This is a genomic window from Streptomyces sp. NPDC004266 (assembly GCF_042874095.1).
Classification (GTDB): Bacteria; Actinomycetota; Actinomycetes; order Streptomycetales; family Streptomycetaceae; genus Streptomyces.
The window spans coordinates 1-25470 of the sequence record NZ_JBIAMM010000031.1 but is presented as its reverse complement, the minus strand read 5'-3'; the positions used below and the strand labels follow the sequence as shown (position 1 = coordinate 25470).

The following is a 25470-nucleotide window of genomic DNA, read 5'->3' as shown; positions in this document are numbered from 1 at the left end:
AACGATCCCTCAAACCCCTTGTGGACTGCGGGAACGCCAAAAGGCTCCGTATCGGTGAGCCGATACGGAGCCTCATTGGTCTAATCCTGTGACGCCCTACTGCTGAGGGGCTGGCGGCGCCTGCGGAGGGCCCTGCGGGTCCGCCTGCGGAGGCAGCGGCTGCCCCGGCCGGCCCTCGTTCCCGTCCTGCGGCTGCTGCCAGGACTGCGGCACCCCCGGCTGCCCCGGCTGACCGGGCTGCGGCGGGTACGGAGCGCCGGACTGCGGCCCGTACGGCTGGCCGGGGACGGGCTGGCCGGGACCGAACTGACCGGGCATCGGGCCGGGCGCCTGCCCCGGCATCTGACCCGGCATCGGCTGTCCCGGCTGCGGGTACCCCTGCGGCGGGTAGGGCTGGCCGGCCTGGGGCTGCGGCGGGTACGGCAGGCCGGGCTGCGGCGGCTGGGGAGCGTACGGCTGACCGGGGGCCGGCTGCCCGGGCGCGAACTGGCCGGGCACCGGCTGACCGGGCACCTGACCCGGCATCGGCTGACCCGGCATCGGCTGACCGGGAGCCTGGCCCGGCCCGAACTGACCCGGCACCGGCTGACCGGGGATCGGCTGTCCCGGCATCGGCGGGGCCATGTGCGGGGGCACGGCGCCCTGGCCGTCCCCGGTCCACAGGCCCTGCGCCTGCTGTGCCCGTACGAAGTCCTCGGCCACCATCGCCGAGAGGTGGAAGTACGCCTCCCGGGTCTTCGGCCGCATCATGTCGAGGTCCACCTCGGCACCGGCCGCCAGGTGCTCGTCGAAGGGCACGACCACGACACCGCGGCAGCGGGTCTGGAAGTGCTGCACGATGTCCTCGACCTTGATCATCTTGCCGGTCTCGCGGACACCCGAGATGACCGTGATGGAGCGCTGCACCAGGTCCGCGTAGCCGTGCGCGGAGAGCCAGTCCAACGTCGTCGAGGCGCTGGAGGCGCCGTCCACGGAGGGCGTGGAGATGATGATCAGCTGATCGGCGAGGTCCAGGACCCCGCGCATGGCGCTGTACAGCAGACCCGTACCCGAGTCGGTGAGGATGATCGGGTACTGCTTGCCGAGCACGTCGATCGCGCGCCGGTAGTCCTCGTCGTTGAAGGTCGTCGAGACGGCCGGGTCCACGTCGTTGGCGAGGATCTCCAGACCGGACGGCGCCTGCGAGGTGAACCGGCGGATGTCCATGTACGAGTTGAGGTACGGGATCGCCTGCACCAGGTCGCGGATGGTCGCCCCGGTCTCGCGCCGCACCCGGCGGCCGAGCGTGCCGGCGTCCGGGTTGGCGTCGATCGCCAGGATCTTGTCCTGCCGCTCGGTGGCGAGGGTCGCGCCGAGCGCGGTGGTCGTCGTGGTCTTGCCGACACCGCCCTTGAGCGAGATGACCGCGATCCGGTAGCAGGAGAGGACCGGCGTCCGGATCAGGTCCAGCTTCCGCTGCCGCTCCGCCTCCTCCTTCTTGCCGCCGAGCTTGAAGCGGTTGGCGGCGCCGGGGTTCCGGCTGGACTTGGGCTTCTGCTTGTTGTTGCGCAGCAGCCGGTCGGAGGAGAGCTCGACGGCCGCGTTGTATCCGAGCGGGGCGCCCGGCACGGACCGCTCCCGCTGGTCGTGCGTCACCGGCGAGGGCCAGGCGGCGCCGGTCCGCGGATCCACCGGCGGCTGACCGTCGTACGCGGGCTGCGGCGGCTGCGCGGCCTGCGGGGGCACGGCTCCGGGGTGCGGGTAGCCGTAGCCGCCCGGCGCCTGCGCCTGCGGCGGGACGCCGCCGGGCGCTCCGGGCTGCTGCGGGTAGCCGTAACCGGCCTGCTGCGGAGGCGTCCCGGGGTGCGGGAAGCCGTAACCGCCCTGCGGCGCCGGGGGCTGGGGGGTCTGCGGAGGCTGCGGGGCCTGCGGGTAGCCGTAGGCGCCCGGCGCCTGCGGCTGGGCCTGGGGCGGCACGGGGCCGGGCGCGCCGGGTGCGGGCGCCTCGGGGGCGGGCCAGGCGGCGGTGGGCGGCAGCGGCGCGGCCGCCGGTACCGGCTGGGCGCCGGGGGCGGGCTGCGCGGGCCACTGCTGCGCGGGCTCGGGAGCGGCCGGCTGGAAGGACGGGGGCAGCGGGGGCAGCCCGGCCCCGGCCTGCGGACCCCCGGCGGGGTACGGAGCGGGGTGCGGGGTGCCGGGGAAGGGACCCGGAGCGCCACCGGCCTGCTGGGCGGCGGCGTCGTACGGGCCGGGTGCCGCACCGGGACCGAAGCCCTGCGGCGCCTCGGCGGTCGGCTGCGCGGCCGGGAGGGGACCGGCGCCGGGAGCGGGCGAGCCGACGGGGGCGCCCGCGCCGGTCTCCGGCTCCGTGCCGGCCTCGGCGTCCGGCTCGGTACGCGGCTCCGCGGCGGTCTCCGTCTCCGCGGCGGGCGCGGTCTGCTCGTCCTCCGGGCTCGCGTCGCCGTCGGCCTCGGCCGACTTCTCGCCGTCCGAGTCGTTCGAGTCGTTCGAGGCGCTTGAGTCGTTCGAGATGTCCGCCGTGTCCGCCGTGTCCGCCGCGTTCGACGAGGCGTCGTTCACGGCCTCGTCGTCGGTGTGCGCAGGGGCGTCCGCGGTCTCGGCGGCGGCCCCGGTCTCCGCCGCGTCCGAAGCGGCGGACCCACCGGGGGTCGCGGGGGAGTCCTGGGCGGAGTCCGCCGCATCGACGGATCCGGCGGTGCCCTCCCCGCCCTCCGCCGTCCGCTCCTCGATCTCACGCTGGAGGGCGGCGGGGGAGAAGCGCATGGTGGCACCGCTCTCGACGCCCCCGCCCCCGCCCCCGAACGTGGCGGCGGGCGCGGCCGTCTCGGGAGCGGGAGTGGGAGCGGGGACCGGTGCGGGCGCCGGGACGGAGGGCACGGAAGCGGACGGCACAGGCGCCCCAGACACAGGCGCCCCAGGCACCGGACCACCAGGCACCGGCGCACCGGGCGTCGCCGCACCCGGCAGCGAGCCGCCCGGCGCGCCCACCGGGGGCACTCCCACCGGAGGAACCGCCGTGGGCGGCACCGGTGCGACCGGCTCGACCGACTGGACCGGAGCAGGCGCGGGCGAGGGCGCGGGAGGCGCGGGCGGCACCACCGGCGGGGCCGGCGGTGCGACGTTCCAGCCGGGCTCGAAGCCGCTGCCCGCCGGGAGGCCCGGCACGGCGAGCGGCGCTCCGCTCGGCGGCGGGGGAGTGACACCGCCCGTCCCCGTACCGCCCGACGCGTTCTGCGTGTACCAGGCGGGCGGGGTGTAGTCGATGGTGAACTCACCCGTCATCTCGGCGGGATCCGCGTCGGACTGATCGTCGGCGGGTGGATTCCAACCCCCGTGGATCTCGTCGCGATCGCCGTTCACTTTGCCTCCTGGTGTGGTCGAGCACCCTTGTGCCGTGGTGGGCGGGGCCCTTCCACCCTAAACGCCGCGGGGCGCGCCGGGGCAGGGCCGACGACCCCTCCGCGCCCGCCTCCGCGACCCGGTCCGGGCCCCAAGTGACCCGGCCGCGCCGCAGAGTGAGAACCCCCACCGTTCAAAACGATGCAAAAACGGACGTACTTGAACGTCCTCGTGTCGTGAGGCCGCCGCTCAGTCCATGCGGCGGGCGCCGCCCAACAATCCGGTCTCGGCGTCCGTCGCCTGGGTCATCACGAACTGGCGGTCGTTCGGCGTGCACCAGAGGGTCACCCCGTCGGCGAGCGTGGACAGCGCCTCGTGCTCGTTCCGGGGCAGGTTCATGATGCGGCCGATCTGGGCCGCCTCGTCGGGGGACACCCGCTGGACGCCGACCAGGGAGGACTTCTCCAGGAGCCGGGGCGCGACCGGGCTCAGATAGGGCAGCAGGGTCACCACGGACTGCCAGGGCGCCGACACGACGCGGCCGCGCGGCGGCCGCATGCCGCAGTCGCGCACCACGACCACCGGACTGCCCGCCGACGCGCCCTGCGGCGGCACCCGGCCCACGTCGTGCAGCGTGATGCACGGCTGACCGCCGCCCGCGGCCTGCGCCAGGGCCGTCCACGCCTGGGCGCGGCCGGTCTCGACCGCCACCCGGGCGCCGGTCGCGGCCGCGCGCAGGGCCAGCACCTGCGCGGTCCACAGACCGCCGATGAGGGTGACGTCGTACGGGACGGGCCGGTTGATGCCGAGCACGGCCGGGCGGCCCTCGGCGTCCACGCCGATCACCATGCCGTCGTCGCCGACCGGCAGGGCCAGCGCCTCCAGCTGTTCCAGGGGGACGGAGTGCCGGTCGCGGCGCGGCCCGACGAGCCCGAAACCGAAGCGGGGACGGGCGGTCCGCCCCGCACGCCGGGCGGAAGGCGCGCTCGAAGCCGGTGACGTGCCGAAGGAGGCGGTGGACATCAGCGCGCACCTCCCAGCGGAAGCGTCGCCAGGATGCCGGGCACCTGTTCCCGGTCGAGCCGTACGAGCCCCGTCTTCACCCCGCGCGCCGCACGCTCCAGCTCGTGCCGCGCGGCCACCAGTTCCTCGTCACTGCGTCCGGTGATCCGCACGTGCCCGGTCACCGTCACCTCCTGCCGGTCCCCGCCGCTCAGCGTCAGGCTGAACGTCGTCGCGAGCGCGGGCAGCGAGGTCAGCAGGGCCACCAGCTGCGGCATCGACGCGCCCGCGCCGCCGTTCCGGCCGCCCAACTGGGGCCAGCGCCCCACCCAGTACGTCGTGTGCCGCCGGTCGTCCACCCGCCAGGTCCGCGCGGTCTCCTGGGTCCGGCGCCCCTGCGCCTGGCCCCGGCCCGCCTGCGCGATCGCCATCGGGCTGGCGCAGCTCGACGTGGCGAGCGCGGAGGTCAGCTCCTGCTCCGTCAGGACGCTCGCGCGGAACCCCGCGCCCGCCAGACGGCTCGCCAGCTGGTCCGCCGCGCGCACCACGCACTTCTGGGCGCCGGTCATGCCGCCGCCGCGGGCGGCGACCGCCTCCGGGCAGAGCTCGGGGTCGAGCTTGAGCGCGATCCAGGTGATGCGCACCGCGGGCGAACCCGTCTGCGCCTGGAGCGGCCCGTAGTTGCGGGCGGCCATCGACTGCGCGGGCAGGTGCGGGGCGGGCGCCGGCTGCGTGTGCTGCACGATCTGCGCCGACTCCAGCCGGATGCCGTCCACGCTCAGCACGTCCCGGACGAGCCCGACGGGCAGCGGCTTCGCCGCGCGGTCCGGGCGCAGCGCCGTGCCGTCCGACTCGACCCGCAGGACGGCGGTCAGGAAGGTGCCGTCGCCGACCATCCCGACCGGACGCCGGTCGCGGTCGCTGTACGCGTAGGTCCGCAGTGCCGGGTCGCACTCCACGAGCGGCGCGAACCCCGGCTCGGTGCCCTCCGGCACGGTGAGCGAGGCGGTCCGGCGCGAGCGGGCGCGCAGCGCGAGGAAGGTGCCGAGCCACTCGGGCAGCGAACGCCGGTGCCGGCGCACCACGGCGAGCAGGACGAGCACGACGGCGACCACGCCGGCGGGGACGAGCAGCATCGGCTCGACGACCCAGGCGAGGAGCAGCAGCGCCGCCGCCACCTCGATCAGTACGAGCTGTTGCAATCGGAACGAACCGAAGTGTCCGGGACGGGCCTGCAGCCGCGGTGAGACCGCGGGGGCGGGGCCCGTGGCCGGGGGTGTGGAGGCAGCGGCCGCGGCGGGCCGCCTCCGCCTCGCGGAAGCCATGATGGAGAATCCCCCTCAATTCGTCCCGATGACCCTGGCCCGCCAGGGCTTTGGCGGCCGGATCACCCTACCCGCCCCACGAACCCCACGGGACAGCAGGCATAGTAGGGGGCCGGTCCGAAGGCCGGGGCCCGGGTGTCACCACCCCGGGGCCCCGCGCGAAGATCGCGCCTGACGAGAATGGGGACTCATGGCATCGCGGCGGGACGAGCTCAACGCGTACACCTTTGCGAAGAAGCGCACGGTGGCGGCATTCCTCCAACCCTCGCCCTCCGGCACGGAGGAGGGGGCGCCCAAGCCGCTGCGCGCGGTCCTCCCCGGGCTGATCGTCTCCGCGCTCGTGGTCGCCGGATTCGGCGCCTGGGGCATGTTCAAGCCCACCGCCCCCAAGGGCTGGGACACCCCCGGCACCCGGGTCATCATCGGCAAGCAGTCGACCACCCGGTACGTCGTCCTGGAGACCGGCAAGGGCAAGGACAAGAAGACCCTGCTGCACCCCGTCCTCAACCTCGCCTCCGCCCGACTGCTGCTCAACCCCGACCAGTTCCAGGTCATCCAGGTCGACGACAAGAAGCTCGACGAGGGCAAGCCGCCGCGAGGCCCCATCCTCGGCATCCCGTACGCCCCCGACCGGCTGCCCGCCCCGGACGACGCGGGCACGGAGAAGCGGTGGGCCGTCTGCGAGCAGCCCGGCGGCGGCAAGGGCGCCAGCGTCCAGAAGGCCACCTTCCTCTTCGCCAAGCGCGACGCCGACCGGACCGAGGGCGACGGCAGGCTGAAGAACGGGGAGGTCCTGTACGTCAAGGGCCAGAAGGGGAACGCCCAGTTCCTCGTCGACCACACCGGCACCAAGTACCCGGTGAAGGCCGACCGGCCCGGCCTCCTCACCACCATCGTCGGTCTCGGCAAGGAGCCGCAGCCCGTCACCGACGACTGGCTCGCCACCCTGAAGACCGGCGACGAGATCGACTTCCCGCACATCGACGGCACGGTCGGCGCCTCCGCCGGCATCCCCGGCAACACCCTCACCGGGACCGAGAACCGGATCGGGATGGTCCTCCTCGCCCAGACCGGCTCCGGCCCGCAGTACTACGTCGTCCTCGCCGGCAAGGTCCAGCCCGTCACCCCCTTCACGGCCTGGCTGCTCATCAACTCCCCGGAGACCGGCGTCCTCGACATGGACGGCGAGGCGACCACCGTCGACGCCTCCTCCTTCGTCCCGGACCCCACCGTCTTCCACGCCGGCGCCCGCTGGCCGACGCTCAGGTCCAAGCTGGCCAACGCCGCCACCGGCGAAGGCGCCCGCGACACCGTCTGCAACGTCCTCACCGACGTCGACGAGAAGGGCGACACCACGCTCACCACCTGGGCCGGCACCGAGTACCCCGCCGACATCACCGCCGGCGGCACCAGCACGTACGTCACCCCCGGCACCGGCCTGCTCTACACGCAGATCCAGGGCAGGCAGAAGACGCCCGACGGCTCCCTCTTCCTCGTCACCGACACCGGCCTGCGGTACGCCGTCCAGGCCAACGGCGACAGCGACTCGGCCCGCTCCGAGATCGGCGCCGGCGAACAGAAGCAGACCGACGGACGGCCGGAACCCAGCGACGCCCAGAAGCGTCTCGGCTACGAGAAGGTCCAGCCGGTCCTCGTACCGATCGAGTGGTCGGAGTTCCTGTCGAAGGGGCCGAGGCTCGACACCAACAGCGCGCGTCAGCCGCAGGGTTCCTAGGGGGCACCGGTGACGACGACGAACCGCACGGCCGCCCTGCTCGCCGCGGGCACCCTCGTGGCCCTGCTCGCCGCCCCCGCCGCGGCCGCCGCACCCGCTCCGCCGCGCCACGACGGCCCGGCCCTCGACGGCAGCGGCGAGTGCACCTTCCCCATGAAGAAGCAGATCGAGGGCATCCCCTGGCCGCTCCAGCGGGTCCTCCTCGACGAGCTGTGGCAGGACACCAAGGGCAAGGGCGTCCGGGTCGCCGTCATCGACACCGGCGTCGACGACGTCAACCCGCAGCTGCGCGACGCCGTCGACGCCAAGGCGGGCAAGGACTACCTCAAGCCCGACAAGAACAACCCCTCCTACGGCGACGAGAAGCGCGGCAAGACCGACGGCACCGTCGACGAGGTCGGCCACGGCACCAAGGTCGCCGGCATCATCGCCGCACGTCCCCGCAAGGGCACCGGCTTCGTCGGCCTCGCCCCCGAGGCCACGATCATCCCGATCCGGCAGAACGACGAGAAGAACAGCGGCAAGTCCGACACCATGGCCCAGGCGATCGACCACGCCGTCGCCAAGGGCGCGAACGTCATCAACATCTCGCAGGACACCACCCAGCCGATGGGCCCGGACTCGCCGATGGCCAGGGCCGTGGCCCGCGCGATCGCGAAGGACGTCGTCGTCGTCGCCTCCGCCGGCAACGACGGCATGGACGGCGCCCTCAAGAAGACCTACCCGGCCGCCTTCCCCGGTGTCCTCGCCGTCGCCTCCTCCGACCGGAACAACGAACGCGCGGACTTCTCCCAGTCCGGCCCCATGGTGGGCGTCGCCGCCCCCGGCGTCGACGTCGTCTCCACCGTCCCCGGCGGCGGCCAGTGCGTCGACAACGGCACCAGCTTCTCCGCTCCGTACGTCGCCGGCGTCGCCGCCCTGCTCCGCGCCAAGTACCCGAAGTGGAGCGCGGCCCAGATCGTCACCCGGATCGAGCAGACCGCCGTCCGCTCGATCAACGGCCGCGACGACCACGTCGGTTGGGGCGTGGTCGACCCGGTCAGGGCGCTCGCCGACCTCCCCGGGACGCCGGCCTCCTCGCCCGTCCCCGATCCGGGCCCGCCCAAGCCGCCGGCTCCCGAGCCGGCCCGTCTGGCGCTGTCGGAGACGCCCCAGGAGCGCTCCGAACGGCTCGCCACCTATGCGTTGGGGATCGGAGGTGTCCTGGTGGCCGTGGTCGCCGGGACGGCCACCGTGATCCGCGACAGCCGCCGCAGGAGGGAGGCCCGATGACGCATACACCGGTCAAGTGCCGGGTCCTTCCTTTGCAGTTGGAACTGCCGCCGTCAATGGCTACAGTGACCGCTGGGGGCACGGCAGTGCGAACCCAGCACGGGGGCGGCATCAGAAGATTCCCGTCCGCATCACGACCGGATGGCCCGACGGCCGGTCCGTCGCAGCCACCGAAGGAAGAAGGGGCAAGATGTCGAAAGACCTGAACGTAACCAGTGCCGAACAAGTCAAGCTCGCCGGCCGGATCCAGGACTTCTCCGACGAGCTCCAGGCCCGCATCACCTCCCTCAACGGCGTGGTGGACCGCGTCCAGGCGGGCTGGCAGGGCGCTGCGAGCAAGGAGTACGACCGGGTCCAGAACGACCTGAACCAGCGCCTGCGCAGCATGCGCGCCGAGCTCTCGAAGCTCGAGGAGATCATGCGCATGAGCGCCGACGGGTTCTCGCAGGAGGAGGAGGACCGCATGCGGTCCTTCCGTCAGATGGACAGCGGCTCCGGCGGTGGCCAGAGCGCCATCCTCGGCGTCTGAGCCGTCCGACCCGACCAGACCTCCGCGCCACTCTCACTCCAGGAGTCATCACCATGACCACTGCGGTCAATTACGACACCGTGACGCAGGCGGCGGCCGACACCCGCCTCACCTCCAGCACCCTCACCCAGAAGCTCGACGACCTCATGGCCGAGGTCAACCGGGTCGCCTCCAACTGGGAGGGTGAGGCGAAGATCGCCTACCGCGAGAGCCAGGACCGCCTGACCCGCGACATGGCCGGCATGAACCAGGACCTGGCGCGCATCGCCCAGCTCCTCGACGAGTCGGTCGCCGGCTACCAGGACACCGACAAGGGCAACGCGGCGCGCTTCCGCATGATGTGAGACCGCGCGTGCCGTGAGACCCGGCGAACACGCGTGAGGGGGTGGCCCGTTCCGGCGGGCCACCCCCTCACGCGTGGGGCCTGTCCCCGCGGACCGGGCCCGGCCCGAAGGGCGGGCCCCGCTCCTCAACGAAGGTCGAACTCGCCGTCCCTGGCCCCCAGGACGAACGCGTCCCACTCGGCCTTCGTGTACCGCAGCACCGTGTCCTTGTCGAGCGACGAGCGCATCGCCACCGCGCCCTCGGGCAGCCGCGCGATCTCCACGCGCTCCTCGTCCGGGCTCGTCCCCGGGGCGCCCTGCCACTCCACGCCGGAGATGTCGAGCGCGTACAGCTCGTCCTTCTGACGCTGCTTCTCGGCGGCCAGGGCGGCCTCCGCGCTCCCGGTGGCGGTCTCGTGGGCGTCGGTCATCGGCGCAATCCCTTCGCGGTGGTACGACGGTCCCTCCCACAGTAGTGGGAGGGACCGCTCCGCTCAGTGCTGTTCGGGCAGCCAGCCCAGCTGCACCAGCGGCGTCCCGCGCTTGCGCGACACGAACGTGCCCCGGCCCGGAGGCATCGGCCGCGCCCGGACGCCGCCCAGGATGTCGCCCTCCTGCGGATCGCCGGACAGGAGCACGCCCTGCGCGCCCAGCTCCCGCATCCGCTGCATGAACGGCTCGTACATCGCGCGGGAGGCGCCCGCCTGGCTGCGCGCCACGATGAACCGGATGCCGACGTCGCGGGCGAACGGCAGGTTCTCCACCAGAACGGCCAGCGGGTTCCCCGAGTTGGTGGCCACCAGCTCGAAGTCGTCGACCAGGACGAACAGTTGCGGACCCGACCACCAACTGCGGTCCCGCAGCTGCTGCGGCGTGATGTCGGGCTTCGGGGCCCGCCTCGTCATCACCGTGTTGATCGCGTCCATGTGCATCTGCATGGCCGAGGCCATCGGCGCGTACTCCAGCAGGTGCGAGGGCGCCACGGCCTCCAGCATCGTCCGCCGGTAGTCGCCCACCACGATCCGCGCCTGCTCCGGCGTGTACCGCTCGCACAGCTGCTTGGCGATCAGCCGGAGCAGCGCCGTCTTGCCGGACTCGCTCTCGCCGAAGACCAGGAAGAACGGATCCGACTCGAAGTCGACGAACACCGGCTCCAGGTTCGTCTCGTCGATGCCGATCGCGATGCCGTGCTGCGGGTACTCGAAGCCCTTCGGCAGCTGCTCCGCCGGCAGCTTGCGCGGCAGCAGCCGCACCGCCGGAGCCGGGGCCCCGGTCCAGCTCGCCTTCACGGCCTGCACGAACGCCGACGTGCCCTCCGCCAGGTCGGCGGCCGAGCTCGACCCGTCGATCCGCGGCAGCGCCCCCATGAAGTGCAGCTTCTCCGGCACCTGGCCGCGGCCCGGCACACCGGTCGGCACGTTCGCCGCGACCTTCCGGTCGAACTCGGAGTCCATGACGTCACCGAGCCGCAGTTCGAGCCGGCCCAGCATCTGGTCCTTGAGCGCCGCCCGCACCTCCATGTACCGGGCGGCGGTGATCACCACGTGGATGCCGTAGCCCAGACCGCGCGCCGCGATGTCGGCGACGATCGGCTCCAGCGTGTCGTAGTCGTTGCGGAAGCCGCCCCAGCCGTCCACGATCAGGAACACGTCGCCCCAGGCCTCGCCCGGCAGTTCGCCCGCGGCCCGCTTGCGCCGGTAGGTCGCGATCGAGTCGATCGAGTGCGAGCGGAAGAACTCCTCCCGCCGGTTCAGGACGCCCATGACCTCCGCGACCGTCCGGCGCACCCGCTCCGGATCGAGCCGGGACGCCACCCCGCCGACGTGCGGCAGGTCGGCCAGCGACACCATGCCGCCGCCACCGAAGTCCAGGCAGTAGAACTGCACTTCGGCCGGGGTGTGGGTGAGCGCGAACGAGGAGACCAGCGTCCGCATGATCGTCGACTTGCCGGACTGCGGACCACCGACCACCATCATGTGACCGGCCGCGCCCGAGAAGTCCCGGTACAGCACCTCGCGCCGCTGCTCGAACGGCTTGTCGATGAGGCCGAGCGGCACCGTGAGGCCGCCCTGACGCGTGTACTCCGTCGCCGTGAGCCCCCGGTCCGCCGTCTGCGCGAGCCCCGGAAGCAGCTGGTCCAGCGAGGGCGCCTGGTCGAGCGGCGGCAGCCACACCTGGTGCGCCGGCACCCCCTGGCCCTCCAGGCGCCGCACGATCACGTCGAGGACCGTGTCCGCGAGCGCGTCGTCCTCCTCGGCGCGCTGCGCCGTCAGATAGGCCGGGTCCGGCGCCGCGTACACCACGGGCACCGGCGCCGCCGTGAACAGCGCGGGCCGCCGCTCCACCGGCAGCTGCCCGATCTCCAGACGCGGCCCGCCCGTCCGGTACGTCCCCGACACGTACGCCGCCTTGAAGCGGGTCATCTCGTCCGTGCCGAACTTCAGATAGCCCGAACCGGGCACCGACGGCAGGTGGTACGCGTCCGGCACGCCGATCGCCGTCCGCGACTCCGCCGCCGAGAAGGTCCGCAGACCGATCCGGTACGAGAGGTACGTGTCCAGGCCCCGCAGCTTGCCCTCCTCCAGGCGCTGCGAGGCGAGCAGCAGGTGCACGCCGAGGGAGCGGCCGATGCGGCCGATCTGGATGAACATGTCGATGAAGTCGGGCTTGGCGGTGAGGAGCTCGGAGAACTCGTCGATCACCAGGACCAGCGAGGCCAGCGGCTCCAGCGGAGCGCCCGCCGCCCGCGCCTTCTCGTAGTCGTGGATGTTCGCGTAGTTGCCCGCCGAGCGCAGCAGCTCCTGCCGCCGCTGGAGCTCGCCGCGGATCGCGTCGCCCATGCGGTCGACCAGCGTCAGGTCGTCCGCGAGGTTGGTGATGACCGCCGCCACGTGCGGCATCTGCGACATGCCCGCGAAGGTCGCACCGCCCTTGAAGTCCGCGAGGACGAAGTTCAGCGTCTCCGAGGAGTGCGTCACCGCCAGACCGAGCACCAGCGTGCGCAGCAGCTCCGACTTGCCGGAACCCGTCGCGCCGACGCACAGACCGTGCGGGCCCATGCCCTCCTGCGCCGCCTCCTTCAGGTCCAGCATGACCGGCGCGCCGTCCTCGCCGACGCCGATCGGCACCCGGAGCCGCTCGGCCACCGACCGGGGGCGCCAGGTCCGCGTCACGTCCACCGAGGCCGCGTCGCCCAGGTTCAGCAGATCCGTGAAGTCCAGATTGGCGAGCAGCGGCTCGTCGTCGTCCCCGCCGCCCGTCCGCAGCGGCGCCAGCTGCCTGGCCAGCGCCTCGGCCGCCGGCAGCGAGATGCCGTCCGGCAGCCCCTCGTACGCGAAGCCGCCGCCCGACTCCAGGCGCAGCCGGCCCGGCCGCACCACCACCGAGAGGCCACCGCGCGGCTCGTCGAGGTCACCGGAGACGACCTCCACGATCGTCACGCCCTGGAGGCCCTCCGGGGCCGCGAGCAGCGAGTCCGGCGGCACCATCCCGCCGTCCAGGACCACCACCACGTGCGGCTGGTCGAGCACCGGCGGGCTCTCCCGGGAGAACCGGGTCCGCCCGTCCAGCTTCGAGCGGACCAGGTTCTCCAGCTCACCGAGGTCGTCGCCGAACAGGCGCTTCGTGCCCGCCCCGTCGACCTGCCCCGGCACCTGCGTGTGCGGCAGCCACTTCGTCCAGTCCCAGCGCTCCTGCGCCGGCCGCGCCGCCACCACGGCGAGCATCAGGTCCTCGGGGGAGTGCAGCGTCACCAGCTGCGCCACGAGCGCCCGCGCCGCCGCCTGCGCCGACTCCGGATCGCCCGACACCGTCACGTGGTAGAAGGCCCGCATCGAGACCGCCATCGGCAGCCCGTCCAACGTGCCGTGCACCGCCAGGAACTGCTGCATCGCACCCGCGCACAGCGGCTCCAGCTCGTCCACCGGAGCCGTGTCCGGCGCCACCAGCGGAGTCGCCAACTGCTGCGCCCCGAGACCGATCCGCGCCTGCCCGAAGTCGTGGTCGCCGACCCGGCGCTCCCACACCCGGGACCCCTCGGCCACCACCGACCACAACTGCTCGGGGGAGGGGTGCAGATACAGCTGCGCGTCCCGCTGCTTGCGCGCCGTGCGCCGGACCGTACGCCGGGTCTGTGCGAGGTATTTGAGGTAGTCGCGGCGGACATCGGCCATTTGCCCCTGCGTACCGCGCCGGAATCTGACGAACTGGGCGATGGCCATTCCGACCGTCGACGCCAGCATCAGCGTGCCCATGATCCGCATGATCGGCGACGGCGTCATGAAGAAGAAGACGACCGAGGAACCCATGCCGAGCATCGGCAGGAGCTGCATCAACGCCGACTCCTGCTGTCCCCGCGGAAGTTCCGGCGGAGACTCCAGGACCAGCTCCTCACCGGGCACTTCCGGAGGAAGGGACCTCGGCGGGCGTTTGACGACGATCTGGCTCACCGGCGCATCAATCCCTCGTTGGAGGCGGGCTCGTGGCGGGAGCATCCGCACGCGACCCCTGCCGGCAGCCGAGCGCGCGGACTTCCCCCATGGGACGGCGATCCTACTTGCAGCCCCCACCGGCCGTCCCCGGTAGGGTGGCGCGCGCATCGTGCGCAACCGCGAATCAGAACGGGCGCAACCGCGAATCCGACGGGCGCAACCGCGAATCAGGGGGTCCACACACGTGAGTACGACCGCAGCGACCGGCTTCTGCCGCGTCACCGTCGTGGCGCCGGACAGCCGCATCGACGTCGCGCTCCCCGAGGACATCGCCGTCGCCGACGTCTACCCGGAGATCCTGCGCCTCACCGGCCAGACCCAGGCGCCGGGCACCCCGACCGGATACCACCTGGTCCGCCGCGACGGATCCGTCCTCGACGGCGCCCGCACCCTCGCCGCCCAGCAGGTCCTCGACGGCGAGGTGCTCTCCCTGCGCCCCTTCGCGCAGTCCCTCCCGCCGGCCGTCTACGACGACGTCTCCGACGCCGTCGCCTCCGCCGTCACCCGCGACCGGCACCTGTGGAGCGACGAACTGCTGCGCGGCGCCGGACTCCTCGGCGGCGTGCTGCTCCTCGTCCTCATGGGCTTCGTCCTCTGGTTCGCCGACCCGGTCCGCCACGACATGCACAGCCTCCCCGGGATCATCGCGGGCGCCGCCGGCCTCCTCCTCACCGCCTTCGCCGGCGTCCGCGCCCGCGTCTACGCGGACCGGGCCACCGCGGTCGCCCTCGGTCTCGGCGCCCTGCCGCTGCTCCTCATCGCCGGCTCCGGCATCATCGCCGCCGACCCCGGCCAGGGGCCGGGCCGCCTGCAGTTCCTGCTCGGCTCCGTCACCGTCCTCGTCGCCTCCGTGGCCCTCGTCGCGCTCACCCCCAGCGGTGACGCCCCCTTCGTCGCCGCCACCTTCCTCGCCGGCGTCGGCACCCTCGCCACCTTCCTGATGATCCTCACGGAGACCACCGCCACCGAGGCGGCCGCCACCTGCGCCCCCGTCGCCATCGGCCTGGTCGCCTTCCTGCCCGGCCTCTCCGCCCGCTTCGCCCGCCTCCCCATCGGCTACGCCGCCCCGCGCAGCGCCGCCGACGACGACTTCTCCGCCGACCCGCAGCAGGGCGAGGAGGCGCAGCCCGTCGACGGCGAGCGCATCGCGCTCCAGGCCCGCCGCGGCCACGAGATGCTCCTCGGCCTGGTCGGCGGCTGCGCGGCCGTCGTCGTCGGCTCCGCCGCCGTCCTCGGCTTCGCCGGGAACGTCTGGGGCCAGCTCCTCGCCCTCGCCGCCGGCCTCGCGATGCTGCTGCGCGCCCGCCTCTTCCGGTACACCTCGCAGGTCGCCTGCGTCCTCGTCGCCGGCATCGCCGCCATCGCGCTGCTCGTCCTCGGCCTCTCCCTGAACCCGCCGGCCGACCTGGTCAAGGACCTCCTCATGTACGGGGACCGCGGCGGCCTCGACATCCGGACGATCTGGCTCACCGCCGCCGTCGCCTCCGGCGCCGCGCTGATCACCGCGATCGGCCTGATCATCCCGAAGAAGGGCCTCTCGCCCTTCTGGGGCCGCCTCCTCGACCTCGCCGAGGGCTTCGTCCTGCTCTCCCTCGTCCCGCTCTGCCTCGCGGTCCTCGACGTCTTCACCCAGGTCCGCTCCCTCACCAGCAAATGAGGGGCCGGGCGGCCGGAGACGGGACACCGGGCGACGGACCCCTCCGCCGTCCTGGTACGCTGTGTGACGGCCGTTTGTGTACGCGCTCCCGGAAGCCTCCCCAGGCCCTGGAAGCTGCGCCCATCGGACCTTCGCCCGTCGAGTCACGGAAGCTTCCCCTGAGAACTGGACCAGGGGCACTCGCGGGCGCACGAACCAAGAGGAGATCCGCGTGGCTCTCGACGCCGCCGTCAAGAAGCAGATCATGGCCGAGTTCGGCACCAAGGAGGGCGACACCGGCTCCCCCGAGGTCCAGGTCGCGATGCTGTCCCGTCGCATCTCGGACCTGACCGAGCACCTCAAGCAGCACAAGCACGACCACCACTCCCGTCGTGGTCTGCTGATCCTGGTCGGCCAGCGCCGCCGCCTGCTGCAGTACCTGGCCAAGAAGGACATCCAGCGCTTCCGTACGCTGGTCGACCGCCTCGGCATCCGCCGCGGTGCGGCCGGCGGCGCCAAGTAAGACGCCGGAAAGGGAGCGGTTCCCACTTTCAGGGGGCCGCTCCCTTTGCTGTACGTGCGCAAAGTGCGCATCGCCACTTAGTCTGGTCGCACAACCCCATACGACGAGCGTGAAGCCGCCGGCCAGCCGCCGGTCCTCGGTAGTGGCCCCCGGAAACGAACACCCGGGTGCTTCGATCGAAGACCGGCCCGCACCCGAGGCGAGCTTCTCCGCCCCCGTCGCACACCGTCCCCGGCCACACGGGCCGAAGGACGCAAAGACGAACACGTAGGAGAAACCCATAGTGGAGAACGAGACCCACTACGCCGAGGCCGTCATCGACAACGGCGTCTTCGGTACCCGCACCATCCGCTTCGAGACCGGCCGTCTGGCCAAGCAGGCCGCCGGCTCCGCCGTCGCCTACCTGGACGACGAGACGATGGTCCTCTCGGCGACCACCGCCTCGAAGCGCCCCAAGGACCAGCTCGACTTCTTCCCCCTCACGGTGGACGTCGAGGAGCGGCAGTACGCGGCCGGCAAGATCCCCGGCTCCTTCTTCCGCCGTGAGGGCCGCCCCTCCGAGGACGCCGTCCTCACCTGCCGCCTGATCGACCGGCCGCTGCGCCCCTCCTTCAAGAAGGGCCTGCGCAACGAGATCCAGATCGTCGAGACGGTCATGGCGCTCAACCCCGACCACCTGTACGACGTGGTCGCGATCAACGCCGCCTCGGCTTCCACGATCCTGGCGGGCCTGCCCTTCTCCGGCCCCATCGGCGCCACCCGTGTCGCCCTGATCAAGGGCCAGTGGGTCGCCTTCCCGACGCACACCGAGCTCGAGGACGCCGTCTTCGACATGGTCGTCGCCGGTCGCGTCCTGGAGGACGGCGACGTCGCGATCATGATGGTCGAGGCCGAGGCCACCGAGAAGACCGTCCAGCTGGTCAAGGACGGCGCCGAGGCGCCGACCGAGGAGATCGTCGCCGCCGGTCTCGAGGCCGCGAAGCCCTTCATCAAGGTCCTCTGCAAGGCCCAGTCGGACCTCGCCGCCAAGGCCGCCAAGCCCACCGGCGAGTTCCCGGTCTACCTCGACTACCAGGACGACGTCCTGGAGGCGCTCACCGCCGCCGTCAAGGACGAGCTCGCCCAGGCGCTCACCATCGCCGGCAAGCAGGAGCGCGAGACCGAGCTCGACCGCATCAAGGAGATCGCCGCCGAGAAGCTCCTCCCGGCCTTCGAGGGCCGCGAGAAGGAGATCTCCGGCGCCTACCGCGCGCTGACCAAGAAGCTGGTCCGCGAGCGGATCATCAAGGACAAGGTCCGCATCGACGGCCGCGGCATCACGGACATCCGTACGCTCGCCGCCGAGGTCGAGGCCATCCCGCGCGTGCACGGCTCGGCGCTGTTCGAGCGTGGCGAGACCCAGATCCTGGGCGTCACCACCCTCAACATGCTCCGCATGGAGCAGCAGCTGGACACCCTCTCCCCGGTGACCCGCAAGCGCTACATGCACAACTACAACTTCCCGCCGTACTCCGTCGGCGAGACCGGCCGCGTGGGCTCGCCCAAGCGCCGCGAGATCGGCCACGGCGCCCTCGCCGAGCGCGCCCTCGTGCCGGTCCTCCCGACCCGCGAGGAGTTCCCCTACGCGATCCGTCAGGTGTCCGAGGCCCTCGGCTCCAACGGCTCGACGTCCATGGGCTCGGTCTGCGCCTCCACCATGTCGCTGCTGAACGCCGGTGTGCCGCTGAAGGCCCCCGTCGCCGGCATCGCCATGGGCCTGATCTCCGAGGAGATCGACGGCCAGACGCACTACGTCGCCCTCACCGACATCCTCGGTGCGGAGGACGCCTTCGGCGACATGGACTTCAAGGTCGCCGGTACGAAGGAGTTCGTCACCGCCCTCCAGCTCGACACCAAGCTGGACGGCATCCCGGCCTCCGTCCTGGCCGCGGCCCTCAAGCAGGCCCGCGACGCCCGCCTCCACATCCTCGACGTGATGATGGAAGCGATCGACAAGCCGGACGAGATGTCCCCGAACGCCCCGCGGATCATCACCGTCAAGATCCCCGTGGACAAGATCGGCGAGGTCATCGGCCCCAAGGGCAAGATGATCAACCAGATCCAGGAGGACACCGGCGCCGAGATCACGATCGAGGACGACGGCACCATCTACATCGGTGCCGCCGACGGCCCGGCCGCCGAGGCCGCCCGCGCCACGATCAACGGCATCGCCAACCCGACCATGCCGGAGGTCGGCGAGCGCTACCTGGGCACGGTCGTCAAGACCACCACCTTCGGTGCCTTCGTCTCCCTGCTCCCGGGCAAGGACGGCCTGCTGCACATCTCGCAGATCCGCAAGCTCGCCGGTGGCAAGCGCGTGGAGAACGTCGAGGACGTGCTCGCGATCGGCTCCAAGGTCCAGGTCGAGATCGCCGAGATCGACCAGCGCGGCAAGCTCTCCCTGATCCCCGTGATCGCGGACGAGGACGGCGCCGAGGGTGACAAGGACGACGCCGCCAAGTGACGTCCCGTAGTTCCCGCGCGACGGCCCGCCCCTCTTCGGAGGGGCGGGCCGTCGCCCGTACCCAAACGCTTCTCCCGGGCAAGGACGGCATCGGCACGGTCCGGCGCACGACCCTCCCCGGGGGCCTGAGGATCGTCACCGAGACCCTCCCCTCCGTGCGCTCCGCCACCTTCGGCATCTGGGCGCACGTCGGCTCCCGCGACGAGACCCCGACGCTCAACGGCGCGACCCACTACCTGGAGCACCTCCTCTTCAAGGGCACCCGCAAGCGGTCCGCCCTCGACATCTCCGCCGCGCTCGACGCGGTCGGCGGCGAGATGAACGCCTTCACGGCGAAGGAGTACACCTGCTACTACGCCCGGGTCCTCGACACCGACCTGCCGCTGGCGATCGACGTCGTCTGCGACATGCTCACCGACTCGCTCATCCTCGACGAGGACGTGGACGCCGAGCGCGGCGTCATCCTCGAAGAGATCGCGATGACCGAGGACGACCCCGGCGACGTCGTGCACGACCTGTTCGCGCAGACGATGTTCGGCGACACCCCGCTGGGCCGCCCGGTCCTCGGCACCGTCGACACGATCAACGCGCTCAGCCGCGGCCAGATCGCCCGCTTCTACAAGAAGCACTACGACCCGACCCACCTGGTCGTCGCCTGCGCGGGCAACGTCGACCACGCCACGGTGGTGCGCCAGGTCCGCCGCGCCTTCGAGAAGGCCGGCGCCCTCGGCCGTACCGACGCCGTCCCCGTCGCCCCCCGCGAGGGAGCCCGGACCATCCGCACTGCGGGCCGCGTCGAGCTCCTGAACCGCAAGACCGAGCAGGCCCACGTGGTCCTCGGCATGCCGGGCCTGTCCCGCACCGACGAGCGCCGCTGGGCCCTCGGCGTGCTGAACACCGCCCTCGGCGGCGGCATGTCCTCCCGCCTCTTCCAGGAGGTCCGGGAGAAGCGCGGCCTGGCCTACAGCGTGTACTCGTACACCTCGGGCTTCGCCGACTGCGGCCTCTTCGGGGTGTACGCGGGCTGCCGGCCCAGCCAGGTCCACGACGTCCTGAAGATCTGCCGCGACGAGCTCGACAAGGTCGCCTCGGACGGCCTCACGGACGAGGAGATCACCCGCGCCGTGGGCCAGCTCTCCGGCTCGACCGTGCTCGGCCTGGAGGACACCGGCGCGCTGATGAACCGCATCGGCAAGAGCGAGCTGTGCTGGGGCACCCAGATGTCGGTCGACGACATGCTCTCCCGGATCGCCGCGGTCACCCCGGACGAGGTCCGCGAGGTCGCCCGCGATGTACTGGAGCAGCGGCCCTCGCTGTCGGTGATCGGCCCGCTGAAGGACAAGCAGGCGGACCGCCTCCACCGAGCGGTCTCCTGAAACACAAGTCCCCTAAGGAAGAGCAATGAGCAAGCTGCGTGTGGCGGTCCTCGGAGCCAAGGGCCGCATCGGCTCCGAGGCGGTCAAGGCCGTCGAGGCCGCCGAGGACATGGAACTGGTCGCGGCCCTCGGGCGGGGCGACGGTCTGGAGGCGCTCACCGAGGCGGGCGCCCAGGTCGTCGTCGAGCTGACCACCCCGGACTCGGTCATGGAGAACCTCGACTTCTGCGTGCGCCACGGCATCCACGCGGTCGTCGGCACCACCGGCTGGACCGAGGACCGCCTCGCGCAGCTGAACGGCTGGCTCGCCGCCTCCCCGGAGACCGGCGTCCTCATCGCTCCGAACTTCTCCATCGGAGCGGTCCTCACCATGAAGTTCGCGCAGATCGCGGCCCCGTACTTCGAGTCGGTCGAGGTCGTCGAGCTGCACCACCCGAACAAGGTGGACGCCCCCTCCGGCACGGCCACCCGCACCGCCCAGCTGATCGCCGAGGCCCGGTCGAAGGCAGGCTGCGCCCCGCAGCCCGACGCCACGACCACCGCCCTGGACGGGGCGCGCGGCGCGGACGTCGACGGGGTGCCGGTGCACGCCGTACGCCTCCGGGGCCTGCTGGCCCACCAGGAGGTGCTGCTCGGGGGCGAGGGCGAGACCCTCACCGTCCGCCACGACTCCCTGCACCACTCCAGCTTCATGCCGGGCATCCTGCTGGGCGCCCGCCGCGTGACCACGACTCCGGGCCTCACCTTCGGCCTGGAGCACTTCCTGGACCTGGGCTGACGGTCATGGGCGGAAAGATCACGTACGTCTTCCTGGCCACCGTCCTCGTCCTCGTCTTCGGCGTGGTGGCGATGGAGGGCGTCCTGCTGCTCCTCACGGGCGAGCCGGCCGCCATGGGCATGGGCGCGGTGGCGTTCCTGCTGCCCGTCGTGGGCGCCTGGTTCCTCTGGAAGAACACCCGGTTCGCGCGCCGGGCGGGCCGCCTCGCCGCCGAGCTGGAGGCCGAGGGCGGCCTGCCCGTCGACGAGCTGAAGCGCACGCAGGGCGGCCGGATCGACCGGGACTCGGCCGACGAGGTCTTCGCCCTGCGCAAGGCCGAGACGGAGGACTCGCCCGAGGACTGGCGCTGCTGGTTCCGGCTCGCGGTGGCCTACCACGACGCCCGGGACACCCCCCGGGCGCGCAAGGCGATGCAGCGGGCCATCGCGCTCCACGAGGGGCGCCCGGTCAGCGCGTAGCGGCCGGGGCCGTGCCGTACTCGGAGTTCCAGGCCTCGACCGCGTCGGCGGCCCGGTCGAAGGCCTCGACGCGGGAGAGGAAGTCGGCGTTGTGGTCGGTGAGCAGCAGCAGCTGCTCACCACCCCGCCGGTCGAGCACCAGGGCCTGGCCCTGGACCGTGCGGGGGAGTCCCAGCCAGCGCACCGGCTGCTGGGTGGTCCGCAGGGACGTCACCTTCGCCCAGGGCACGGTGACGGTCGAGAAGAAGGCCACGCGCCGCACGCCGGCGCGGCTCACCCAGGCGCCCATGCGCAGCATCCGCAGGGCGGCGGCGATGACGAGCACGGCGATGCCGAACGTGACGCACGCGCCGCCGAAGGCTCCGGCCGCCGCGATGACCACGGCGGCGAGCAGGACGAACGAGGCGAGCAGCAGCGCGAGCGCCGCCGCCCCCACCCGCCACGAGCCCGGCCGGTACGGGCGACGCCACTGGTCGTGGTCGTCGAACGGCAGGGCGACGTGGTCGGTCGTGTCAAAAGCACGGTCGGCCGTCAGGAAGGGCAGGGGCACGACAGGTCCTCACTCACAAGCACGCTCGAAGGGGCGGTGCCCGGTGAGGCTACCTCAGCGGTTGTCGGAGGCCTCGGACTGCTGCTGACGAGTGGCCGAGTCACCCGACTGGAGCGAGGGCATTCCCAGGACGAGGGACCCGACGAGGCCGGCCACGACGGTCAGCCCGAGCAGGGCGCGGCCCACGATCTGCGAGGCGCTGAGGCGCTCCCGGGGCGGTGGAGTGACGTTACTGCGGAAGTGGTCGGCCTCCGCGACGAACGCGAACGGTACGGCCTCTCGCCGGCGGAACATCAGAGCCACTCTCCTTCTTCGTCGTCATGCGTCACAGGTACAGACGACGGAACCGATGTTTTGGTGCCCTTTTTCATCAAAGCGGCCGAATCTCATCCTCCGGTAGGACGTCACGAGTAGGTAGAGATCGGGCGGGCCGTCCGGCCGTTCGGCCCTACAGGCACACATGTCCGAACGCACGATGCGAAGTGTCCGTATTGCGGCGTTTCGAGAAGTTCATCTAGGCTGATCAAACGGACCCGGCGCTGCCTGAACCCCCGAGCAGGCAGCGCCGGGCTCCCTTTCTCCCGTCCCCCTCAGGGGCACCCGGCGCTGAGCAGCGAGTAGCGTGTTACCCATGGCTCCGATCTCCACTCCGCAGACCCCCTTCGGGCGGGTCCTCACCGCCATGGTCACGCCCTTCACGGCGGACGGCGCACTCGACCTCGACGGTGCCCAGCGACTCGCCACCCACCTGGTGGACGCAGGCAACGACGGCCTCGTCATCAACGGCACCACCGGCGAGTCCCCGACCACCAGCGACGCGGAGAAATCGGAGCTCGTACGAGCGGTGCTGGAGGCGGTCGGCGACCGCGCCCACGTCGTCGCCGGCATCGGCACCAACGACACCCACCACTCCATCGAACTGGCCCGCACCGCCGAGCGCGACGGCGCCCACGGCCTCCTCGCGGTGACCCCCTACTACAACAAGCCCCCGCAGGAGGGCCTGTACCGGCACTTCTCGGCCATCGCCGACGCCACCGGCCTCCCCGTGATGCTGTACGACATCCCGGGCCGCAGCGGCGTCCCGATCGACACCGAGACGATCGTCCGCCTCGCCGAGCACCCGCGCATCGTCGCCAACAAGGACGCCAAGGGCGACCTCGGCCGCGCCAGCTGGGCCATCGCCCGCTCCGGCCTCGCCTGGTACTCCGGCGACGACATGCTCAACCTGCCGCTCCTCTCCGTCGGCGCCTGCGGCTTCGTCTCCGTCGTCGGCCACCTCGTCACCCCGGAGCTCCGCGCCCTCCTCGACGCCCACCTCGGCGGCGAGGTCCAGAAGGCCACCGAGATCCACCAGAAGCTGCTGCCGGTCTACACCGGCATGTTCCGCACCCAGGGCGTCATGACGACCAAGGCCGCCCTCGCCCTCCAGGGCCTCCCGGCCGGACCGCTGCGCCTGCCGCTCGTCGAACTCTCCGCACAGGAGACCGAGCAGCTCAAGGTCGACCTGGCCGCCGGCGGGGTAGAACTCTGACAACGGACTTCACAACTGAACACGGTCTCGACAACTGAACACCGACAACAGCAAGTGCACGATTGTCATGCGCGCCACGTGCCCGACCGGTACGTGGCGCGCATGGTGAGGAGAGTCTTTTGAGTCATCCGCATCCTGAACTCGGCGCCCCGCCGAAGCTGCCCAAGGGCGGTCTGCGCGTCATCCCGCTCGGCGGTCTCGGTGAGATCGGCCGCAACATGACGGTCTTCGAGTTCGACGGCCGGCTGCTGATCGTCGACTGCGGCGTCCTCTTCCCCGAGGAGGAGCAGCCCGGCGTCGACCTGATCCTGCCGGACTTCAGCATCATCCGGGACCGCCTCGACGACATCGAGGGCATCGTGCTCACGCACGGGCACGAGGACCACATCGGTGCCGTCCCCTACCTGCTCCGGCTGAAGCCGGACATCCCGCTCATCGGCTCCAAGCTGACCCTCGCCCTGATCGAGGCGAAGCTCCAGGAGCACCGCATCCGCCCCTACACCCTGGAGGTGAAGGAAGGCGACCGCGAGGCCCTCGGCCCCTTCGACTGCGAGTTCGTCGCCGTCAACCACTCCATCCCGGACGCCCTGGCCGTCGCCATCCGCACCCCCGCGGGCATGGCCGTCGCCACCGGCGACTTCAAGATGGACCAGCTCCCGATGGACGGCCGCCTCACCGACCTCCACGCGTTCGCGCGGCTCAGCGAGGAGGGCATCGACCTCCTCCTGTCCGACTCGACGAACGCCGAGGTCCCGGGCTTCGTCCCGCCGGAGCGGGACATCTCCAACGTCCTGCGGAACGTCTTCGCGAACGCCCCGAAGCGCATCATCGTGGCCAGCTTCGCCAGCCACGTGCACCGCATCCAGCAGATCATCGACGCCGCCCACGAGTACGGCCGCCGCGTCGCCTTCGTCGGCCGCTCGATGGTCCGGAACATGGGCATCGCCCGCGACCTGGGCTACCTCCGCGTCCCGGCCGGTCTCGTCGTGGACGTGAAGACCCTCGACGACCTGCCGGACGACGAGGTCGTGCTGGTCTGCACGGGCTCCCAGGGCGAGCCCATGGCGGCCCTGTCCCGCATGGCCAACCGCGACCACCAGATCCGCATCGTCCCCGGCGACACGGTGATCCTCGCGTCCTCCCTCATCCCGGGCAACGAGAACGCGGTCTACCGCGTGATCAACGGCCTGACCCGCTGGGGCGCGAACGTGGTCCACAAGGGCAACGCCAAGGTCCACGTCTCGGGCCACGCCTCGGCCGGCGAGCTGCTGTACTTCTACAACATCTGCAAGCCGAAGAACCTCATGCCGGTCCACGGCGAATGGCGCCACCTGCGCGCCAACGCCGAGCTCGGCGCGATGACGGGCATCCCCAAGGACCACATCGTCATCGCCGAGGACGGCGTCGTCGTCGACCTGGTCGACGGCCGCGCCCGCATCACCGGCAAGGTCCAGGCGGGCTACGTGTACGTGGACGGCCTCTCGGTCGGCGACGTCACCGAGACCTCCCTCAAGGACCGCCGCATCCTCGGCGAGGAGGGCATCATCTCGGTCTTCGTCGTCGTCGACTCGTCGACCGGCAAGATCGTGGGCGGCCCGCACGTCCACGCCCGGGGCTCCGGGATCGACGACTCCGCCTTCGACGCGGTGCTCCCGAAGATCGACCAGGCGCTCAACAAGTCGGCCCAGGACGGCGTCGTCGAACCCCACCAGCTCCAGCAGCTGATCCGCCGCTCCGTCGGCAAGTGGGTCTCCGACACCTACCGCCGGCGCCCGATGATCCTCCCGGTCGTCGTCGAGGTCTGAGGCGCCTGACCAGCGCGACAGCGGAGCGGGGCCCCTCGATTTGCATCGGGGCGCCCCGCTCCAGTACGTTTACGGCTCCGCCAGATCGGGAAGTCCCCGGCGCCGAAGCGCGCCCGGAGGACGAACCGGGAGGCGGGAAATCCGGCTCAGAACTTCTGATAAAGTCGGAACACGCCGGAAGGCCTCGAAGAAAACAAATTCGGGACCGGAAAGCACCGAGGAAATCGGATCGGAAAGATCTGATAGAGTCGGAAACGAAGGAAGCGCCCGGAGGGCCCGGAAACGGGACCGAAGG

At 71.9% G+C, this 25470-nt stretch carries 19 protein-coding genes; 12 read left to right on the top strand and 7 right to left on the bottom strand.

Annotated elements, in window-relative coordinates; genetic code table 11:
* Positions 1 to 96: 96 nt before the first annotated feature.
* From ACFYUZ_RS38315 to eccE, 3 genes are all read right to left on the bottom strand, one after another.
* Entirely contained in the window at positions 97 to 3360 is a 3264-nt protein-coding gene (locus ACFYUZ_RS38315) for an SCO5717 family growth-regulating ATPase (RefSeq protein WP_389317559.1), read from the bottom strand.
* Between the two features lie 228 nt (positions 3361 to 3588).
* A complete protein-coding gene (locus tag ACFYUZ_RS38310; RefSeq protein ID WP_389317556.1) occupies positions 3589 to 4362 on the bottom strand; it encodes a hypothetical protein in 774 nt (257 codons plus the stop codon).
* Entirely contained in the window at positions 4362 to 5666 is a 1305-nt protein-coding gene (eccE, locus tag ACFYUZ_RS38305) for a type VII secretion protein EccE (RefSeq protein ID WP_389317553.1), read from the bottom strand. Before eccE ends, ACFYUZ_RS38310 begins: the two co-directional genes overlap by 1 nt.
* A 190-nt stretch (positions 5667 to 5856) precedes the next feature.
* Here eccE and eccB point away from each other — a divergent pair, with 190 nt between their 5' ends.
* From eccB to ACFYUZ_RS38285, 4 genes are all read left to right on the top strand, one after another.
* Positions 5857 to 7401 carry a type VII secretion protein EccB gene (eccB, locus tag ACFYUZ_RS38300; RefSeq protein WP_389317550.1) on the top strand — a complete coding sequence of 515 codons (1545 nt, stop codon included), beginning with the start codon at positions 5857 to 5859 and terminating at the stop codon, positions 7399 to 7401.
* 9 nt (positions 7402 to 7410) lie between these two features.
* Entirely contained in the window at positions 7411 to 8673 is a 1263-nt protein-coding gene (gene mycP / locus ACFYUZ_RS38295; RefSeq protein ID WP_389317547.1) for a type VII secretion-associated serine protease mycosin, read from the top strand.
* 190 nt (positions 8674 to 8863) lie between these two features.
* Positions 8864 to 9202, top strand: coding sequence for a WXG100 family type VII secretion target (locus ACFYUZ_RS38290; protein ID WP_389317544.1), 339 nt, complete (start codon positions 8864 to 8866; stop codon positions 9200 to 9202).
* A gap of 53 nt (positions 9203 to 9255) precedes the next feature.
* Complete coding sequence (locus tag ACFYUZ_RS38285) at positions 9256 to 9546, top strand: WXG100 family type VII secretion target (RefSeq protein WP_017235850.1); 291 nt, start codon at positions 9256 to 9258, stop codon at positions 9544 to 9546.
* Positions 9547 to 9671: 125 nt separating this feature from the next.
* Here the strand turns inward: ACFYUZ_RS38285 and ACFYUZ_RS38280 are convergent, their stop codons facing one another.
* Positions 9672 to 9956 (bottom strand): DUF397 domain-containing protein, encoded by a 285-nt coding sequence (locus ACFYUZ_RS38280; protein ID WP_389317541.1) that lies wholly within the window; start codon positions 9954 to 9956, stop codon positions 9672 to 9674.
* A 63-nt stretch (positions 9957 to 10019) separates the two neighbouring features.
* Positions 10020 to 13973 carry a type VII secretion protein EccCa gene (gene eccCa, locus ACFYUZ_RS38275; protein ID WP_389317538.1) on the bottom strand — a complete coding sequence of 1318 codons (3954 nt, stop codon included), beginning with the start codon at positions 13971 to 13973 and terminating at the stop codon, positions 10020 to 10022.
* Positions 13974 to 14199: 226 nt separating this feature from the next.
* Between eccCa and eccD the strand changes: the two genes are divergently transcribed.
* From eccD to ACFYUZ_RS38245, 6 genes are all read left to right on the top strand, one after another.
* A complete protein-coding gene (eccD, locus tag ACFYUZ_RS38270) occupies positions 14200 to 15672 on the top strand; it encodes a type VII secretion integral membrane protein EccD (protein WP_389317535.1) in 1473 nt (490 codons plus the stop codon).
* 211 nt (positions 15673 to 15883) lie between these two features.
* Positions 15884 to 16174 carry a 30S ribosomal protein S15 gene (gene rpsO, locus ACFYUZ_RS38265; protein ID WP_015036567.1) on the top strand — a complete coding sequence of 97 codons (291 nt, stop codon included), beginning with the start codon at positions 15884 to 15886 and terminating at the stop codon, positions 16172 to 16174.
* Positions 16175 to 16457: 283 nt separating this feature from the next.
* On the top strand, positions 16458 to 18677 hold the full coding sequence (locus tag ACFYUZ_RS38260; protein ID WP_389317532.1) for a polyribonucleotide nucleotidyltransferase: 2220 nt from the start codon (positions 16458 to 16460) through the stop codon (positions 18675 to 18677).
* Entirely contained in the window at positions 18674 to 20053 is a 1380-nt protein-coding gene (locus tag ACFYUZ_RS38255) for a M16 family metallopeptidase (protein WP_389317529.1), read from the top strand. The genes ACFYUZ_RS38260 and ACFYUZ_RS38255 overlap by 4 nt, the downstream gene beginning before the upstream one ends.
* 25 nt (positions 20054 to 20078) lie before the next feature.
* Positions 20079 to 20831 carry a 4-hydroxy-tetrahydrodipicolinate reductase gene (gene dapB, locus ACFYUZ_RS38250; RefSeq protein ID WP_389317526.1) on the top strand — a complete coding sequence of 251 codons (753 nt, stop codon included), beginning with the start codon at positions 20079 to 20081 and terminating at the stop codon, positions 20829 to 20831.
* Between the two features lie 5 nt (positions 20832 to 20836).
* Positions 20837 to 21289, top strand: coding sequence for a hypothetical protein (locus ACFYUZ_RS38245; RefSeq protein WP_389317523.1), 453 nt, complete (start codon positions 20837 to 20839; stop codon positions 21287 to 21289).
* Here ACFYUZ_RS38245 and ACFYUZ_RS38240 read toward each other — a convergent pair.
* Complete coding sequence (locus ACFYUZ_RS38240; RefSeq protein WP_389317520.1) at positions 21279 to 21839, bottom strand: hypothetical protein; 561 nt, start codon at positions 21837 to 21839, stop codon at positions 21279 to 21281. The two genes, ACFYUZ_RS38245 and ACFYUZ_RS38240, sit on opposite strands and share 11 nt — an antisense overlap.
* A gap of 54 nt (positions 21840 to 21893) precedes the next feature.
* Positions 21894 to 22133, bottom strand: coding sequence for a hypothetical protein (locus tag ACFYUZ_RS38235; protein ID WP_123455699.1), 240 nt, complete (start codon positions 22131 to 22133; stop codon positions 21894 to 21896).
* Positions 22134 to 22470: 337 nt separating this feature from the next.
* Between ACFYUZ_RS38235 and dapA the strand changes: the two genes are divergently transcribed.
* Both dapA and ACFYUZ_RS38225 read left to right on the top strand, forming a co-directional pair.
* The gene (dapA, locus tag ACFYUZ_RS38230; protein WP_189806139.1) at positions 22471 to 23370 is read left to right on the top strand and encodes a 4-hydroxy-tetrahydrodipicolinate synthase; all 900 of its coding nucleotides are present in this window, start codon (positions 22471 to 22473) and stop codon (positions 23368 to 23370) included.
* A 119-nt stretch (positions 23371 to 23489) separates the two neighbouring features.
* The gene (locus tag ACFYUZ_RS38225; protein ID WP_389317515.1) at positions 23490 to 25175 is read left to right on the top strand and encodes a ribonuclease J; all 1686 of its coding nucleotides are present in this window, start codon (positions 23490 to 23492) and stop codon (positions 25173 to 25175) included.
* Positions 25176 to 25470: the final 295 nt, after the last annotated feature.

Excerpts from the sequence above, each read along its gene's own strand:
- ACFYUZ_RS38310 (WP_389317556.1), bottom strand. The coding sequence starts at position 4,362 with ATGTCCACCGCCTCCTTCGGCACGTCACCGGCTTCGAGCGCGCCTTCC.
- eccE (WP_389317553.1), bottom strand. The coding sequence starts at position 5,666 with ATGGCTTCCGCGAGGCGGAGGCGGCCCGCCGCGGCCGCTGCCTCCACA.
- eccB (WP_389317550.1), top strand. The coding sequence starts at position 5,857 with ATGGCATCGCGGCGGGACGAGCTCAACGCGTACACCTTTGCGAAGAAG.
- ACFYUZ_RS38290 (WP_389317544.1), top strand. The coding sequence starts at position 8,864 with ATGTCGAAAGACCTGAACGTAACCAGTGCCGAACAAGTCAAGCTCGCC.
- ACFYUZ_RS38285 (WP_017235850.1), top strand. The coding sequence starts at position 9,256 with ATGACCACTGCGGTCAATTACGACACCGTGACGCAGGCGGCGGCCGAC.
- ACFYUZ_RS38280 (WP_389317541.1), bottom strand. The coding sequence starts at position 9,956 with ATGACCGACGCCCACGAGACCGCCACCGGGAGCGCGGAGGCCGCCCTG.
- dapB (WP_389317526.1), top strand. The coding sequence starts at position 20,079 with ATGAGCAAGCTGCGTGTGGCGGTCCTCGGAGCCAAGGGCCGCATCGGC.
- ACFYUZ_RS38245 (WP_389317523.1), top strand. The coding sequence starts at position 20,837 with ATGGGCGGAAAGATCACGTACGTCTTCCTGGCCACCGTCCTCGTCCTC.
- ACFYUZ_RS38235 (WP_123455699.1), bottom strand. The coding sequence starts at position 22,133 with ATGTTCCGCCGGCGAGAGGCCGTACCGTTCGCGTTCGTCGCGGAGGCC.
- dapA (WP_189806139.1), top strand. The coding sequence starts at position 22,471 with ATGGCTCCGATCTCCACTCCGCAGACCCCCTTCGGGCGGGTCCTCACC.